At 38.0% G+C, this 17,023-nt stretch carries 18 protein-coding genes and 1 pseudogene; 17 read left to right on the top strand and 2 right to left on the bottom strand.

Features of this window, described 5'->3' with window-relative positions; translation table 11 throughout:
* Window position 1 precedes the first annotated feature (1 nt).
* Window positions 2-298 (bottom strand): septum formation initiator family protein, encoded by a 297-nt coding sequence (locus tag IPO46_07880; protein QQS62056.1) that lies wholly within the window; start codon window positions 296-298, stop codon window positions 2-4.
* Between the two features lie 54 nt (window positions 299-352).
* Complete coding sequence (locus tag IPO46_07875) at window positions 353-1,195, bottom strand: transketolase (protein QQS62055.1); 843 nt, start codon at window positions 1,193-1,195, stop codon at window positions 353-355.
* A 258-nt stretch (window positions 1,196-1,453) separates the two neighbouring features.
* Here IPO46_07875 and IPO46_07870 point away from each other — a divergent pair, with 258 nt between their 5' ends.
* The 17 genes and pseudogenes from IPO46_07870 (at window position 1,454) to IPO46_07790 (ending at window position 17,005) form a co-directional block, all read left to right on the top strand.
* The gene (locus IPO46_07870; protein ID QQS62054.1) at window positions 1,454-2,584 is read left to right on the top strand and encodes an undecaprenyl/decaprenyl-phosphate alpha-N-acetylglucosaminyl 1-phosphate transferase; all 1,131 of its coding nucleotides are present in this window, start codon (window positions 1,454-1,456) and stop codon (window positions 2,582-2,584) included.
* 83 nt (window positions 2,585-2,667) lie between these two features.
* Complete coding sequence (gene frr / locus IPO46_07865; GenBank protein QQS62053.1) at window positions 2,668-3,234, top strand: ribosome recycling factor; 567 nt, start codon at window positions 2,668-2,670, stop codon at window positions 3,232-3,234.
* Window positions 3,235-3,337: 103 nt separating this feature from the next.
* Window positions 3,338-4,507, top strand: coding sequence for a hypothetical protein (locus IPO46_07860; protein ID QQS62052.1), 1,170 nt, complete (start codon window positions 3,338-3,340; stop codon window positions 4,505-4,507).
* Between the two features lie 72 nt (window positions 4,508-4,579).
* Complete coding sequence (gene dnaX / locus IPO46_07855) at window positions 4,580-6,349, top strand: DNA polymerase III subunit gamma/tau (GenBank protein ID QQS64353.1); 1,770 nt, start codon at window positions 4,580-4,582, stop codon at window positions 6,347-6,349.
* Window positions 6,350-6,435: 86 nt separating this feature from the next.
* Entirely contained in the window at window positions 6,436-8,037 is a 1,602-nt protein-coding gene (locus IPO46_07850; protein ID QQS62051.1) for a pyruvate dehydrogenase complex dihydrolipoamide acetyltransferase, read from the top strand.
* Between the two features lie 134 nt (window positions 8,038-8,171).
* Window positions 8,172-8,666 (top strand): annotated as a pseudogene (locus IPO46_07845) (transcriptional regulator).
* A 17-nt stretch (window positions 8,667-8,683) separates the two neighbouring features.
* Window positions 8,684-9,094 (top strand): thiol-disulfide oxidoreductase DCC family protein, encoded by a 411-nt coding sequence (locus IPO46_07840; protein QQS62050.1) that lies wholly within the window; start codon window positions 8,684-8,686, stop codon window positions 9,092-9,094.
* Window positions 9,087-9,455, top strand: a complete 369-nt coding sequence (locus IPO46_07835) for a CoA-binding protein (protein QQS62049.1) — start codon at window positions 9,087-9,089, stop codon at window positions 9,453-9,455. The genes IPO46_07840 and IPO46_07835 overlap by 8 nt, the downstream gene beginning before the upstream one ends.
* A gap of 80 nt (window positions 9,456-9,535) precedes the next feature.
* Window positions 9,536-9,982: a hypothetical protein gene (locus IPO46_07830; GenBank protein ID QQS62048.1), complete on the top strand. Its 447-nt coding sequence runs from the start codon at window positions 9,536-9,538 to the stop codon at window positions 9,980-9,982.
* Window positions 9,983-10,014: 32 nt separating this feature from the next.
* Window positions 10,015-11,583 carry a T9SS type A sorting domain-containing protein gene (locus IPO46_07825; GenBank protein ID QQS62047.1) on the top strand — a complete coding sequence of 523 codons (1,569 nt, stop codon included), beginning with the start codon at window positions 10,015-10,017 and terminating at the stop codon, window positions 11,581-11,583.
* Window positions 11,584-11,691: 108 nt separating this feature from the next.
* On the top strand, window positions 11,692-12,483 hold the full coding sequence (locus IPO46_07820; GenBank protein QQS62046.1) for a copper resistance protein NlpE N-terminal domain-containing protein: 792 nt from the start codon (window positions 11,692-11,694) through the stop codon (window positions 12,481-12,483).
* A 196-nt stretch (window positions 12,484-12,679) separates the two neighbouring features.
* Window positions 12,680-13,153: a ribonuclease H-like YkuK family protein gene (locus tag IPO46_07815; GenBank protein ID QQS62045.1), complete on the top strand. Its 474-nt coding sequence runs from the start codon at window positions 12,680-12,682 to the stop codon at window positions 13,151-13,153.
* A gap of 32 nt (window positions 13,154-13,185) precedes the next feature.
* The gene (locus IPO46_07810; GenBank protein QQS62044.1) at window positions 13,186-14,484 is read left to right on the top strand and encodes an HlyC/CorC family transporter; all 1,299 of its coding nucleotides are present in this window, start codon (window positions 13,186-13,188) and stop codon (window positions 14,482-14,484) included.
* Window positions 14,485-14,493: 9 nt separating this feature from the next.
* Window positions 14,494-15,570, top strand: coding sequence for a hypothetical protein (locus tag IPO46_07805; protein QQS62043.1), 1,077 nt, complete (start codon window positions 14,494-14,496; stop codon window positions 15,568-15,570).
* A 52-nt stretch (window positions 15,571-15,622) separates the two neighbouring features.
* The gene (gldC, locus tag IPO46_07800) at window positions 15,623-15,967 is read left to right on the top strand and encodes a gliding motility protein GldC (protein ID QQS62042.1); all 345 of its coding nucleotides are present in this window, start codon (window positions 15,623-15,625) and stop codon (window positions 15,965-15,967) included.
* Between the two features lie 45 nt (window positions 15,968-16,012).
* Window positions 16,013-16,465 (top strand): GatB/YqeY domain-containing protein, encoded by a 453-nt coding sequence (locus IPO46_07795; GenBank protein QQS62041.1) that lies wholly within the window; start codon window positions 16,013-16,015, stop codon window positions 16,463-16,465.
* Window positions 16,466-16,477: 12 nt separating this feature from the next.
* A complete protein-coding gene (locus IPO46_07790; protein QQS62040.1) occupies window positions 16,478-17,005 on the top strand; it encodes a CvpA family protein in 528 nt (175 codons plus the stop codon).
* Window positions 17,006-17,023 lie beyond the last annotated feature (18 nt).

Here is a 17,023-nt window from a genome sequence, read left to right as displayed (position 1 = left end):
TCTACCGGGATTTTACGATAAAAAGGTCTTCATTGTCTTTTTTCATCAAATACTTTTCCCTGGCATATTTTTCAATGGTTTCGGCGCTTGTTTGCAGGAGGTTAAGTTCGTTTTGGGTTTCGGTTATCTGCTGGGTAAGTTTTTGTTCACTTTCCTGTAAGTTATTGAGTTTCTGTATTCTGGAATATGATTGCTGCCAGTCTTTAGGATCAAAAAAGAACATCCAAACTACAAAAAAAACCAGGGCAATAAGATACTTATTTTTGAAAATCTTTAAAATACTAATAAATTTTTTCATGGATTAGTTGATAAGCTAATGGCAATTTAATCAATTTATAAATATTAACCCTAATTAATAATCACCAAGTGTTTCCGGCAATTGGGCAAGAGCAGTTTTTAATTGATCATCGCTGGGTGCTATGCCGTGCCATAAATGGGAGCCTTCCATAAAATCTACCCCTTTACCCATAATGGTACGCATTAAAATTACTACGGGTTTATTTTTCCCAAGTTGTGTTTTTGCATTTTTTATGCCTTCTAAAACTGATTCCATTTGGTTACCCTCCATTTCTAAAACAGTCCAGTTAAATGCTTTAAATTTAGCGCTAAGGCTTTGCAGTGCCATTACCTGCTCGGTAGTTCCGTCAATTTGCTGACCGTTTACATCAATAGTGGCTATAAGGTTGTCTACCTTTTTATGAGCAGCAAACATTATGGCTTCCCAGTTTTGGCCTTCGTCCAATTCTCCATCTCCATGCAGGGAAAAAACAATTGAAGGATCATTATTAATTTTTTTGGCCAAAGCAGCCCCTATGGCAACACTCATTCCCTGGCCCAAAGATCCGCTTGACATTCTCACGCCGGGCAGCTGTTCATGTGTGGTAGGATGGCCTTGGAGACGGCTGTTAATGCGCCTGAAGGTTTTGAGCTCCTGAACCGGAAAGTAGCCCCTGCGGGACAATACACTGTAAAAAAGGGGGGAAATATGCCCGTTACTTAAAAAAAATAAATCCTCCCCAATGCCATCCATTGCAAATTGGGTATTTAGTTTCATTTCATTAAAATAAAGGGCAACCAGAAAGTCGGCACAACCCAAAGAACCGCCAGGGTGGCCGCTTTGAACATCATGAACCATTCTTACAATATCCCTTCTTACCTGAGTTGCCGTATCTTTAAGTTGCTGTACTTTATCCATTTTTGATATTTACTATAATGGTTGCAAACCTACTTTAAAAATTGATACCCTAAAAAATTGAGCTATAAATAAAAGTTAGCGCATTATATAATAAGTACATATTGAGGCCGTTAATCTACTGTAAAAAGCTCTTTTTTTAAAAATCGGGGGAGTTTGGTTAAATTTTTGTACTACAAATTACGTAGAATTAAAAATTTTCCAATAAAAAATATTTAGATACTTTTGTCTGGCAACCCCGGCCAAAACTGAAATTTACGCATGGATAATATCTTACTAAGTGCGGCCCTAGCGTTTTTGATAACTTTCTTTGCCATTCCTGTAATCATACAGATTGCTAAATCAAAGAAACTTTTCGATGAACCCGATGAGCGCAAAGTACACAAAACGGTAATTCCCACCCTGGGAGGATTAGGAATTTTTGCAGGCTTTATTGTAGCCGTCCTTCTTGGCGTTCCCTCTACCAACAACCCTGAATTTCAATATTTTGTAGCGGCTGCCATTGTTATTTTCTTTTTAGGTATAAAGGACGATATCATGATTTTATCGGCCAGTAAAAAATTTATTGGGCAATTAATTGCTGCAGCCATTATTATTCATTTTGGCGGTATTCAAATTACCAATATGCACGGCTTTATGGGTATATACGGCCTGCCGCCGGTAGCCGGTATTGTTCTTTCGTTTTTTACCATTATTGTTATTACCAATTCTTTTAACCTTATTGATGGCGTAGATGGCCTTGCCGGAACCCTGGGCCTCATTACTACAATTGCTTTAGGCGCTTATTTTTTAGTAGTAGGGCAAACGGCCTATGCTGTGCTGGCTTTTTCACTCACCGGCAGTATTATAGGATTTTTAATTTATAATTTTTCGCCGGCTAAAATTTTTATGGGTGATACCGGCTCCCTGCTTTTGGGTTTAATTAACTCAATACTGGTAATTAAATTTATTAATTTGGCCGCTACACCCGGCTCCCACTTACCTATACAGGCATCACCGGCTGTGGGCTTTGCCATAATGATTATTCCTTTATTTGATACTTTAAGGGTTTTTGGGTTGCGTATATTAGACAGGCGCTCACCCTTTAGCCCCGACAGGAACCACATACACCATTACCTGCTCGACCTGGGCTTTTCTCATAAAAAAATTACATTCACCTGTGCCCTGGTTACCATTATTTTTATTGCCTTTGCATTTTATTTTAGAAATGCAGATACTACTTTAATGATAGGAACCATACTTGCCGTTTCTACAGGGCTTACCGCTTTAATTTATTACAGCCGGCGCAAGATCATCAGCAGGAAAACCTATATGCCGGTGGCAGGAGAAAAAGAAATTATCAAAAGTCACAAAATACTTACCCTCATATCGGACACGGTAGAAGTGGATTAATTTTCTCCATCCTTGCTTCTTTATGCTTCTCTTATGATAGTATTACATTTATTTCAATAGATTTGCAGCCAAATTTTTAGATTATGGCAGATGGCGTAAATGGTATTTTGGAAAATACACAATCTTTAATGAGTAAGGCTATTCAGCACCTTGAAGCAGAGCTGGTAAAAATAAGGGCAGGAAAAGCAAACCCAACAATGCTTGACGGCATTAATGCAGACTATTATGGTAATCCCACACCTATTAACCAGGTAGCCAATGTAACCGTACTGGATTCCCGTACTATTGCTGTTCAACCCTGGGAAAAAAATATGCTTGCAGTAATCGAAAAAGCCATAATTGCCGCAAACATTGGTATCAATCCGCAAAACGACGGCACATTCATCCGCCTTTTTTTACCACCGCTTACAGAAGAAAGGCGCAAAGAACTGGTAAAAAGATGCAATACCGAAGGCGAGCAGGCAAAAGTATCTATACGCAATATTCGCAGAGATGCTATTGAGCAAATAAAAAAATTACTCAAAGATGCAGTTGTTAGTGAAGATGCAAGCAAAGATGCAGAAAATGAAGTGCAATCCGGAACCGATAAGTTTATAAGCCTTGTTGAAAAACATCTTGCTGCAAAAGAAAAAGAGATTATGGCTGTTTAAAGGCAATTTAATACCACTTAAATATTCTTTTCTAAATAGTTTTATGGGCAATGCAAAAAAGGCATTGCCTTTTTGTTTAATTCTATATCAGTAATTTTGACTTATGCAACTCATTGCTATTACGCCACCAACCAGCAAATTATTTATTAATGTAGCAGTACAGCTTTACCAAAAAGATGCCAACTGGATAAGACCATTGGACAAAGACATTAATGATATTTTTGACGATAAAAAAAACAAAGCTTTTAGGTTTGGCTCTCTGCAACGCTGGGTTTTACAGGATAATTCGGGGAAATTACTTGGAAGGATAGCTGCATTTGTAAATTCAAAATATAAGAATAAGGGAGACGAAATGCCGGTAGGCGGAATGGGCTTTTTTGAATGTACCAACAATCAGGATGCGGCAAACCTGCTTTTGGATACTGCAAAAAAATGGCTACAAGATAAAGGAATGCAGGCAATGGATGGCCCTATTAATTTTGGAGAGCGTGATAAATGGTGGGGATTAGTAACCAGCGGGTTCCAGGAGCCGCTTTACTGCATGAATTACAACCCTCCTTACTACCGTATATTATTGGAAAATTACGGCTTTAAGGTTTTTTACAACCAGGTATGTTTTGGCATGCAACCCAAATCTACACTTTCTGAAAAAATATGGCAGCGCCACGCCGAATTTGCAGCTAACCCGGTTTTTTCATCGGCTTACGTTAAAAAAAATAATTTTAAAAAATTTGCTGCAGATTTTGCACATGTTTATAATGCCGCATGGGCCGGGCACGGCGGCCAAAAAGAAATATCAACAGAGCAGGTTTTGCTCATGTTCAAAAAAATGAAGCCAGTAATGGATGAAAAAATCCTTTGGTTTATTTATGAGAACAATACCGCTATTGGGTTATTTGTAAACCTACCCGACATCAACCAATGGTTTAAACATTTAGATGGGCAATTTGGGTTTATACAAAAATTAAAATTTTTATTCATCAAGGCCAGCAGGCCCAATAAAAAATTTGTAGGCCTTGTATTTGGTATCGTTCCGCAATGGCAGGGCAAAGGCGCTGATGCCTATTTAATCGGCGAAGCCTGCAAAGGGTATATCCATACAAAAAAAAGCCCCTACATTGATTTTGAAATGCAATGGATTGGGGATTTTAATCCCAAAATGCTCAATGTAGCCGGCAGTCTGGGAAATGTAGCAGAGAGCAGGCGACTGAGTACCTACAGGTATTTATTTGACAGGGAAAAAGCCTTTAAACCCCATCCCGTATTAATTTGATTTTTCTTTTACGGTTTTAGATTTTAGATTTGCCCAATGGCAATAATAAAACTTTTATTGCCGCATTTTAGGATGGATAAATTTATAGTATCAGCAAGAAAATACAGGCCGCAGAATTTTAGTACGGTTATTGGCCAATCGCATATAACCACTACTTTAAAAAATGCCATTGGCAACAACCAGCTTGCCCATGCATTTTTATTTTGCGGGCCAAGAGGAGTGGGTAAAACTACCTGTGCCCGTATACTTGCCAAAACCATTAACTGCCAAAAAAGAACTAAAGACGGGGAAGCCTGTAACACTTGCGTAAGCTGTGTTTCCTTTGATAATGGCAGCTCTTTAAACATCCATGAATTAGATGCTGCCAGCAATAATTCGGTTGATGATATACGCACCCTGGTAGAACAGGTGCGTTTTGCGCCACAGGCAGGCGATTACAAAGTGTATATAGTGGATGAAGTGCACATGCTCAGCGCCGCCGCATTTAATGCTTTTTTAAAAACCCTTGAAGAGCCGCCACCCTATGCCATTTTTATACTGGCCACAACAGAGAAACACAAAATATTACCTACGATCTTAAGCCGTTGCCAGATTTTTGATTTTAAAAGGATTACTATAAACGATACCGTAACCCACCTGCAGGATATATGCCAAAAAGAAGGGATTAATGCAGAAAAACCTGCCTTACATATAATTGCCCAAAAAAGCGAAGGAGCTTTGAGGGACTCCTTAAGCATCTTAGATAAAATTGTAAGCTTTTCAGGTGGGGAAGTAACGTATAACAGCGTTTTAGAACATCTGAATATTTTAGATGAGGATTATTTTTTTACGCTCCTTGGCTATATGCAACAGCAACAAATGGCCGAAGCCCTTTTATTATTTGACAGTATCAACAAAAAAGGGTTTGAAGGCGATTCTTTCCTGGATGGCTTTGCAGAGTTTATACGCAACCTGATGGTAAGTAAAGATAGCAAGGCAGCAGCCCTGCTCAATGTTGTTGATGATTTTAAAGAAAAATACATCTCTACTTCAAGCCAAATTAATGCAGGATGGTTTGTTGCGGCACTCAATATTATATCTGAAGCAGCATCTGGCTACAAGCTTTCCCGGAATAAAAAACTTTTTGTAGAACTGGTGCTCATTAAACTCTGCTACCTGCAACAAGCCATTGAAATAACCGTAAGCAGTACAGATACTATAAAAAAAAAAATAATTGACAAGCAATCAAGCCTTAGTTTCAGGAACCTGGTTCCCATAAAAATTAAGGATAACAGTACAGCAACTAATATTTCGCAAAGCCCTCCTGCGCCTTCATCTGCAACTTTAAAAATTAAAAAAACCGTTCAACCTGATGTTCTTCAGGAAAAAGAAAAAATTATACCCCCAACTATAAAGCCTGTTTCTACTTTAAAAGGAATAAGGGAAAAAATACAGGAGCAACATATTAAAAACAGCCGTTCCCCAATACCGTTGCAACAAGATACTTTAACTACTGCCTGGCAGCAATATATTTTAACCCTTGAAGAAAAAAAACAACATTCTTTAGTATCCAGTTTTAATTTGGCTAAACTAAGCATAGAAAATAACGATACATTTATTATAACGCTGCCCAACCGCCTGCACCAAAAGTTTATAGAATCCGAAAGGGAGCTGGTACTGGAACATCTTCAAAAAGTTTTTTATAACCGGGCATTAACTTACCGGTTTATTGTTTTAGAAGAAAAGGCAGAAAAGGAAAATACAGCAGTTGAACTCAGCCATAAGCAACAATTTCAACGGTTAAGTGAGCAATTTCCCAATATTAAGATATTAAAGGAAAAGCTAAAGCTGGAATTGGATTAGGATTTTAACGAAAAAATTCTATTGGCTGAAAATTGCCCCTTTTGCATTAATTTCGGGCCTCTTAATAGCAGAATTAATTATATTTTATGGCGGAAGTAATACGCATGCCTTTACTAAGTGATACCATGACCGAAGGAAAAATTGTGGCTTGGAACAAAAAAGTAGGGGATAAAGTAAAAAGCGACGATATATTGGCAGAAGTGGAAACCGATAAAGCCACTATGGAAGTAGTAGGTTATGCAGATGGCGTTTTATTGCATATTGGCGTTCCTGCAGGCCAGGCTGCGCAGGTAAACCAGGTAATTGCTATAGTGGGCAAGCAGGGAGAAGATATTAAATCTATTTTAGAAGAAAAACCTGCTCCATCAAAACAGGAAACAATAATAGCCACCCCAACAGAAAAAACAACGCTTACCACAAATGTATCTTTACCTGAAGGCGCAAAAGAAATATGCATGCCATTGCTAAGCGATACCATGACCGAAGGAAAATTAATAGCCTGGAATAAAAATGTAGGCGATAAAGTAAAAAGCGACGATGTATTGGCAGAGGTAGAAACCGATAAAGCCACAATGGAAGTAGTAGGCTATGAAGAAGGCACTTTACTTTACAAAGGTGTTGAAGCGGGCAATGCAGCTAAAGTAAATGAAGTAATTGCCATTGTAGGAAAAGCCGGTACCGACATTAACGCTTATGTTGCCTACTTAAAATCTGGAGCACAAGCAGCACCTGTGCATACCCAAATAAAAGAAGAAATTGCAACTGCCGCTCATATAGCAGCAGCTCCTGTTGCTACAACAACAAATCACAATGGCAGAATTTTAGCTTCCCCACTGGCCAAAAAATTGGCTTCCGAAAAAGGGATTGACCTTGCTGCCGTAAACGGAACCGGCGATGGCGGAAGAATCATAAAAAAAGATATTGACAGTTTTGTTCCCGGTGCTGCTCCTGCAGCTGCACTATCTTCCGCACCTTTAGTGGTGCCTCAATTTAATTCTGCAACCCAGGAAGGCTTTACAGATATACCCGTTTCTCAAATGAGAAAAACCATTGCCCGAAGGCTTGGAGAAAGTAAATTTAGCGCCCCTCATTTTTATTTAACCATGGAAATAAATATGGACAATGCTATAGCTGCCCGTATTTCCATGAATGAAGTAAGCCCTGTAAAAATTTCTTTTAACGATATGCTCATAAAAGCATCGGCATCTGCGCTACGCAAGCATACCGATGTAAACAGCAGTTGGATGGGGGATTTTATTCGCCAAAATCATCATATACATATTGGCTCGGCTGTGGCAATGCCCGATGGGTTAATTGTACCTGTTATCCGCTTTGCCGATCAAAAAAGCTTATCGCAAATTGCTGCAGAAGCTAAAATGCTTTATGGAAAAGCCAAAGACAAAAAACTTCAGCCCAACGAATTTAGCGGCAACACTTTTACTATTTCAAACCTTGGTATGATGGATATTGATGAGTTTACTGCCATCATCAATCCACCCGACAGCGCCATACTTGCTGTAGGAAGAATAAAAGAAGTAGTAGTTAAAAAAGCCGATGGTTTTGGCGTTACCAATATTATGAAAGTTACATTAAGCTGCGACCATAGAAGTGTAGATGGCTCTGTTGGCGCCGCTTTTCTTCAAACGCTCAAAGCTTATATGGAGCAACCGGTAACTCTGCTGGTGTAATCTATAAAGAGCCAACTCTTATCATTTTTTTTTCGGAGCAGGTAAAATATTGGGGACACTATTACCCGGAGAAAATACATTTCGATATTTTCAATTTTTTTTGAAATTTATGAACTTGTATTTAGTTTTGGTTTATGAAATTAACCGAAGCCAAAAAGCAATTCATCAATAACTGGGGAGCAATGGGGTATTAACCATACCATAGCCCAAATACATGCTTTACTATTGGTAAATGTTACGCCACTCAACCAGGATTCTATTATGGAACAACTCAACATATGCCGTGGTAATGTAAATATGAACATCAGGCAACTTATTGGCTGGGGATTAATAAACAGGGTGATTATACATGGAGAAAGATAAGAACACTTTAGCACAGAAAAAGATATTTGGAAAATGGCTGCACATATAATAAAAGAAAGAAAAAAAGGGAGCTGGATCCTATGCTAAAACTACTATCGCAACTGGAAAAAATTGATGGCGATACTAAAGATAAAGACACCAGGCAGTTTTTAGCAGTAATAAGCAATATGAAAAAATTAGGTACACAGGCAGGAACGATGCTGGATATAATGGTAAAGACAGAAGAAAATAAATTTACCGCTTCCTTAATGAAAATATTAAAATAATATTTTCAAACTAACTTATGGTAAGCAGTTCACCCATTATACTTTTTGACGGCATTTGCAACCTTTGCAACCGATCCGTACAATTTATTATTAAACACGACAAGGAGAAAGTTTACAGGTTTGCTGCTTTTCAAAGTAAAGCCGGGCAAAAACTTTTGCAACAATATAATCTTCCGCTAAAACAATACTCTTCGTTTTTACTTATTGAGAATAATAAGGCATACAGTCAATCTACTGCTGCATTAAAAGTGGCAAAAAATTTAAGCGGGCTGGTAAAGCTGGCTGTTGTTTTTAACATAGTACCAGCCGGCATCCGTAATATTGTGTATAACTTTGTTGCCAGAAACAGGTATCAATGGTTTGGCAAAAAAGAAAGTTGTATGGTACCTACGCAGGATTTAAAAGCAAGATTTTTAACCGATGACTAAATCAAAATATACTGTTGTGCTGGGCGCTTCTGGCAACCCTGAGCGATACAGCTTCCTTGCCGTTAATAAATTAAAAAAATTTGGCCATGCAGTTACGGCAATCGGACGAAGGCCAAACCAAATAAATGACAGCCCGATAATTACCGGTACGCCTCTATTATCTGATGTAGATACAGTAACCTTATATCTGAACCCTGCCAATCAAAAACCCTATTACGATTATATACTTTCCTTAAAACCCCATCGTATCATTTTTAATCCCGGTACAGAAAATCCTGAGCTGGAAGAACTTGCCCATAAAAAAGGCATAAAAACCTTAGAAGCCTGTACCCTGGTTTTATTGAGCACCGGTGCTTATTAATTTTAACCTTTCAGATAATAATCTAATCAATATTGCGTTTTAGATACGAGAATACCTAATTCTCCCTAAAACCAATATTTATGAAAAAGCCTGTATTTGCCTTACTGGTGCTGCTTTTATTTATTGTATCCACAAGTAAAGCACAATCAACCAAACCGGCAATTTTTGCCAACTATCCTTCCATCATTAATATAGATGAAAACGCCATCAGGATGGCTTTTCAAAACAATGCCGGCCAATCGGTTACAATTCCTCTCGGACAAAGTTTTAATTTTTCAGGCAAAGTTATCAGTAATGTTCAAAAATATGAAAACCTGCGTATCATCATTATTAAATCTACAACCTGGCAAAATACTTTATTGCAATTGGCTAAAACAACCAATGCCGATAATATAGTAACCTTTAGCGGAAGAATCATAAACCCTGGCGCTGCTGATGGGTTTGAAATAAAAAGAGAAAGCCTGGGTAGTTATAAATTGAAAAAAACACAAACAGATAAAATTTTTGAGCCTTGTAATATCCACTAAACACCATCTCCGAAAAACTCAATTCTGACACAATGAAAAACTTTACCTTAATAATATTTGCCCTTTGTGCAACCCTTGCCCATGCACAGGCGCCCAAATTAAGCAGTTGGTCAACTGCCCAGGCTACAATTTATATTGATTTTGACGGCCAAAGCGTACAATCTGCAGGCTGGCGTTACGGCGCATATTTTGAATGTGCGCCCAGTGGCTTAAATGCAACCCAAATTACCGAAGTGTATAACAGGGTGGCTGAGGATTTTCGCCCTTTCAATATAAATATTACCACCGATTCTACGGTTTTTTTAGCAGCGCCGGTAGGCAACCGCATTCGTATTATTGTTACTCCTACCAGCGACTGGTACACAGGAGTTGGAGGTGTTTCATATATCGGCTCATTTACCTGGGGAGACGACACGCCTGGTTTTGTTTTTACAGACAGGCTTTTGTATAACCCCAAATTTATTGCAGAATGTTGCAGCCACGAAAGCGGCCATACACTTGGCCTTGCTCACCAATCGGCGTATGACAATAATTGTAATTTAACGCAAACTTATAGCCTAGGCGCCGGTACAGGAGAAACTAGCTGGGCGCCGGTAATGGGCAACAGCTACTATAGCAATATGACCGGTTGGAACGATGGCCCTACGCCTTATGGCTGTACCAGTACGCAAGACAACCTTACCACCATTGTTTCTTTAAATGGGTTTGTATACAGAAACGATGACTATAATGAAGTGCTTGATGAAAATACTTTTAATGCAGGCACAAATAATTTTACCACCGAAGGAGTGATAAGCCATAATGTAGATAAAGATGCATTTCGTTTCACTATGGCGGCAAAAGCATTTTTTCACTTTGAAGCAAAACCATTTGGCCTCAATGAAAATAATACCGGCGCCAACCTGGATGTAATGGTAAAATTATACGATGCATCCAAAACTTTAATACAAACTTATAACCCGATGGATAAAATGAATGTATTATTTGATACCACATTAAATGCAGGCCAATACTATATTCTAATTTCCGGAACGGGGAATAGCAATGTAAGCGATTACGGCAGCCTTGGCTCTTATACCCTCACAGCAGTAAGAGGTGCATTGCCCATAAGAAGTATTGCGCTAAATGGAAAATCGGAAAACAATAAACACATTTTAAACTGGAACATTATTGCCGACGAACCCATTAAAATGCAAACATTGGAAGTATCAGAAGACGGTATAAATTTTACAACGCTTACTTTAACCAACTATAACAGCCGTAGTTTTTCTTATACACCCTGGAAGAGCAAAATACTTTATTACCGGTTGAATGTAGTTTCAGTAATAGACCAACAGGCGTATAGCAATGTAATAGCATTAAGGAAAACGGAAAAATTGCCATCGTTCCAGGTATCTACACTGGCACAAAACGATCTTTTAGTAAATGCACCGGAGAATTTTCAATACGCTTTATATGATGCCAATGGCCGTTTAATAATGAAAGGAAATGGCAAAAACGGCCTTAACCATATTAACCTGCAAGGAAAACCTTCAGGCATCTATGTCCTACAGCTCATCAGCAACAACCTAAAACAAACAGAAAGAATTTTAAGACAGTAAGGTAGATTCATGTGTAAGTTAGGGGCCGGTGTTAGGGACCGGCCTCTTTTTATTTTTATTAATCATACCTTTGTTGATTATTAAAAAATATTACTCATTTTTTTAACCATGAAAAGATACCCTGTCCTCAGCATATCCATTTTAGTTTTATCTGTCTTTTCTTTTATTTCCTGTTCGCCCAATAAATCCAGCCCAGAAGCAGTTACCCAAAAAGATTCAGGCATAGTTGCAAAAACCTTAAACATCAATTGGGGTTATTATAAAAGCATTACGCCCTGTGCAGATTGTGAAGGCATAGAAACCGTAATCAATCTTAAAAAAGACAACAGCTTTGAAGAGTGGAGCAAATACCTTGGCAAAAAAGATACGGTATTTTACAGATCGGGAAATATAGCAATTGCCGACAACACTACCATTCAATTGATTGAGGGAGCGGATACCACTTTATTTCATATATCTACAAGCGCCATAACCATGTTAGATAAAACAGGCGATAAAGTTACAGGCGCACTTGCCGATAAATATATTTTTAAACAAATCAGCAGCAACGGTATTACCAATAAATATTGGGTTTTAAAAGAATTAAACCGGCAACCAGTTACTGCACCAAACAAATCCCAGGCTGCTTACTTTATCCTCAATGAAGCCGATACTACCGTAAAAGGTTATGGTGGTTGCAATATTTTATTTGGAAAATATGAGCTAAATGAAGCTGCAAGCCGCATCCGTTTTTTAAATACCGCAGCTACACAAAGGGCTTGCATAGACGCCCATTACGAAACAGATTTTTTTAATGTATTAAATACGGCAGATAATTATAACCTTGTAGGCGATACTTTATTCTTAAATAAAGCAAGGATGGCCCCATTAGCAAGGTTTGAAGCCGCTTATTTGCAATAATTTTTTTTATTTTTATTGATTTTTTTTACCGGGCAAAAAATGCAGGGGAGGTTTTCTATTTCTAGCTTTTCTATGGCTTAATTGCAGGCGAAGCAAAAAAAAATTTTATCTACATATCCACAGTTTTGCCCAATGCTGAAGTATATTTTATTGGTTTCTTTAAATTAATAGGTAAATTTAAAAAACTGAATACACTATGCTCTGGAGAAAATTCAATGGTGACAACCTGAAATTACCCATTAAAGATGCCGTAGAAAACGCCATAAAAAGAGAAACTGCAAATGGCTTCAGGCTAAAAGTGTGTATTGGAACCGACAGCCAGGTAAAAAGCAGGGAAACCGAATTTGCCACTGTAATTGTTTTTTTGAGGGAAGGCCACGGTGGGTTTATGTTTATCCACAACGAAAAAACACTGCACCGGTACAGTATTAAAGAGCGCATGCTGGTAGAGGTTGCCAAAAGCATTGAAATTGCGTATGAACTGTGCAACTTGTTTACCGAATACAATGTTGATATGGAAGTTCATGCCGACATTAACACCAATCCGCACTTTAAAAGTAACGAAGCGCTAAGGGAAGCCATGGGTTACATACTGGGTATGGGATTTGCATTTAAAGCAAAACCCGAAGCATTTGCCAGCAGCAGTTGCGCTAACAAAGTGGTGAACTAAAGAAATGGAGGATTTTTAGCTATTTTTATTGTATGGATCCAATCGCACTTTTGGCAATTATTATCTCATTGCTGTTTATGGGCTTTTTATCGGGTATAGAAATTGCTTTTATTTCTGCCAATAAATTATCTATTGAACTCAATAAAAAACAAGGCACTTACAGTGGCAAACTATGGAGCAGGTATGCCGAAAGGCCGGCACATTTTATTACTACCATATTGGTTGCCATAAATGTACTTTTGGTAGTTTATGGATTACTTGTGGGTGATATGCTCTTCCCGGTATGGCAATGGATCGAACGCCACATTCCACAAAGCGCAACCGCCTACGTAAAATGGATTAAGCTTTTAGTGGAAACCATTTTATCTACCTCAATTTTTCTTATTGTAGAATTTGTGTTTAAAGCGTATTTCCGCACCAGGAACAACAGCGTAATCAGCAATGGCATCATTAGCTATATCACCAGTTTCATTTTTAATATTTTTTCCTCTGTAGCAACTTTATTTGTTCGCCTGTCTGAATGGATATTAAAAACCATACTGAATGTGCGCTTAAGAAAAAACCAGGAGCCTTTAAGCAAAACAGACCTTGAACAATTTATGGGCACCATGAAAATGGCCACCGCAGAAGAAAAAGAAGAAGAATCTGAATTCAATAAAGAACTTTTGGATAATGCTCTTTCTTTAAGCGATACCAAACTACGTAAATGTCTGGTGCCACGCAGGGAAATTATAGCCGCAGATTTACATGCACCTTTTGAAGAAATCAGGCAAATTTTTATTGCAAAAAGACTTAGCCGTTTAATAATTTTCGAGAATGATATTGACAATATAGTGGGGTACATTCACCACCTCGACTTGTTCAAACAGCCTGAATCTGTTCAAAAAATATTAATGCCCATTTCCATGGTGCCTGAAACCATGAGTGCAACCGACCTCATGAGCAAATTCAGTAAAGACCACCGGAGCATTGCCTGGGTGGTAGATGAATTTGGCGGCACAGCCGGCATTGTAACCATGGAAGACCTACTGGAAGAGATTTTTGGGGAAATAAAAGATGAGTATGATGATGTGGAAGAATTTGTAGACAAGCAAATTTCCGAGAATGAATATATTTTCAGTGGGCGCATTGAACTGGATTTTATAGATGAAAAATATGAGCTGGGGCTTACCGGAGAAGAAAAAGCCGAAACACTTTCAGGTTATATTATTGAACACAACGGCTTTATACCAAAAGAAAAACAAAGAGTAATAATTGGCAACTTTGAATTTGACATTTTGAGTGTAAGCAATACCCGTATAGAAACCGTAAAATTAAAAAGGCTTCGCTAATAATATATTATGACCATTGCGGCGCACATTCTTTCTTTTTACCCGCCCACAGCCCATCTTGCAGAATGCCTGGTGCGCATTGCTGAACAAAACCCCAATATAAAAATAGTTTTTTTTAGCAGCACAGGTTATAAAGAAAAGTTACCCGGCAACTGTATGGTACAAATTATTTCCCCTGCAATTAAAAGCAGCATACTGCTGCACTACTGGTACAATTATAAATTACCCGGCCTGCTAAAGGAAGCCAATGCAGACATTTTTATTTCTGAAAACGCAGTGCTTTCTTTTAAAACAGGCATCAAACAAATAATGCTGTTGCCCGAATGGTTTACCGACGATAAAATAAATTATGCTTCATTTAAAAATTACCGTAAAAGGTTTTTCAGGTATTTCCTCAAAAAAGCCGCTATGGTATTAACTGCCAACCCGGTATTAGAACAACAATTGAAAGTTCAATTTCCAAAAATTGAAAATATACAAACCACTTTTTTTGGCATCAACTCCTGCTACCATGCAATAAATGATATAGAACAACAAATCGTAAAAGAAAAGTACAGCAATGAAAAGGATTTTTTTGCCGCCAACGTATCCGCCGGGAACCAACAGGATATTATCCATTTGCTCAAAGCCTTCAGTATTTTTAAAAAATGGCATAAATCCGAAATGAAACTGGCACTGCTTTTACATCACTTAACAGGGCTAAATGCAATTCCCAATTTGCCTACTTACCGTTTTAAAGAAGATGTAATTATAATAAATGGGCCCGGCGACCTGGAGTGCTCGGCCATAGTTGCTTCGGCTTATGCATTTATTTACCTGCCCGAAAAAATTATAACAGGCAACTTTGGCCTTTATGCGCTCAAATGTGGCGTTCCGCTGCTAACCTATAAAAATAACAACACTTTTGCTGCATTTGGAGAAGCGGCAATATATGCTGCTAAAGGAGAAAGCGGATTGGCTGAGCAATTATCTGAACTCTATAAAAACGAATCCCTAAAAAATAATTTTACCCAAAAAGGTATAGAACATACCCAGCTGTATAACTGGAAAAATGCATCCTCAATACTATTTAAAGCCATACAGTAACCTGCCGGGTGCCTGAATTGCCTTAACTTTGCCGACTACAATTAATTTTTCTATGCAAAAATCTTCTATACAAATAGACATTCATTTAGATGATAAAAAATTACCCGAGCAAATCAATTGGTCGGCCAGTGAAACGGGTTCTGATAAACTGCAAAGGGCCAAAGCCATGTGCCTTGGCTTTTGGGACGGTACAGAAAAAAATACTTTTAAAATTGATTTGTGGACAAAAGACATGATGGTGGATGAAATGGGGGATTTTGTTTACCAGATGTTTTTTACCCTGGCAGAAACTTTTCAAAAAGCCACAGGGCAAAATGAATTAACCGAAGAAATAAAAAAATTTGCCGGGGATTTTGATAAAAAATTTAAAGCAACGCTTATGAAACCTGCCGGTTAAGAAAACATTTTTCAAACTAATTAAATACAGTAAAACCTTTACACTATGTCTTTAGAACAAAAAATTATGACAGAAATGAAAGATGCCATGAAATCAAAAAACGATGCTGTTTTACGTGGCCTTAGAGCAATAAAAGCAGAAATTATTAAAGCCAAAACAGAACCGGGAGCCGGTGGTGAAATAGATGAAGCAACGGAACAAAAATTTTTACAAAAAATGATGAAGCAACGTAAAGATAGCCTGGATATTTTTACCCGGCAAGGCCGCAACGACCTGGCCCAAAAAGAAAAAGAAGAGATGGAAGTGATAGAAAAATTTATGCCCAAACAATTAACGGAAGAAGAAATAAAAACCGCAGTTATAAATATTATTAGCCAAACCGGCGCAAGCACTGCTGCAGATATGGGTAAAGTAATGGGTGTAGCTTCCAAACAACTTTCCGGCAAAGCAGATGGCAAAACTATTTCGGGCATTGTAAAAGAGCTTTTATCACCTTAAAGAAGCAAAGGCATGTTTTTAGACCTTATTTTTTTTATGCTCCTGCTTACAGGAATCATTAAAGGGTACCGCAAAGGTTTAATCATTGCTTTATTTTCTATTATTTCATTTATTGCAGGAATTGCCGCAGCATTAAAATTTTCAGCAGTGGCATCAGAAAAATTAGCGGTACAGCTCCCCTCTTTAGGTAAATGGCTCCCTTTTTTTTCATTTATGCTTGTGTTTATTGTGGTAATTATTGCCATTAATATCGGGGCAAAAATGCTTCAAACAGTTGTAGAAACCTTAATGCTCGGCTGGCTAAACCGTATAGGCGGCATAGTTTTTTATGTATTGATATATTGTATCCTTTTTAGTGTTTTTTTGTTTTATGGCACACAAATGCACCTCATCAACCAATCGTACATAGAAAATTCACAATCTTATTCAAGGCTATATCCATTGGCGCCAATGATAATTGATGGTATAGGCGAAGTAATTCCCCTGTTCAAAGGGGCTTTTACCCAACTACAGAATTTTTTTCAAAAACAGGCCTTATAAGTTGCTTATAGTAAACTT

It is taken from the genome of Chitinophagaceae bacterium (genome assembly GCA_016699815.1).
GTDB lineage: Bacteria > Bacteroidota > Bacteroidia > Chitinophagales > Chitinophagaceae > Ferruginibacter.
Note: the sequence above shows the minus strand (reverse complement) of the source record. Positions and strands in the feature narration are given on the sequence as shown.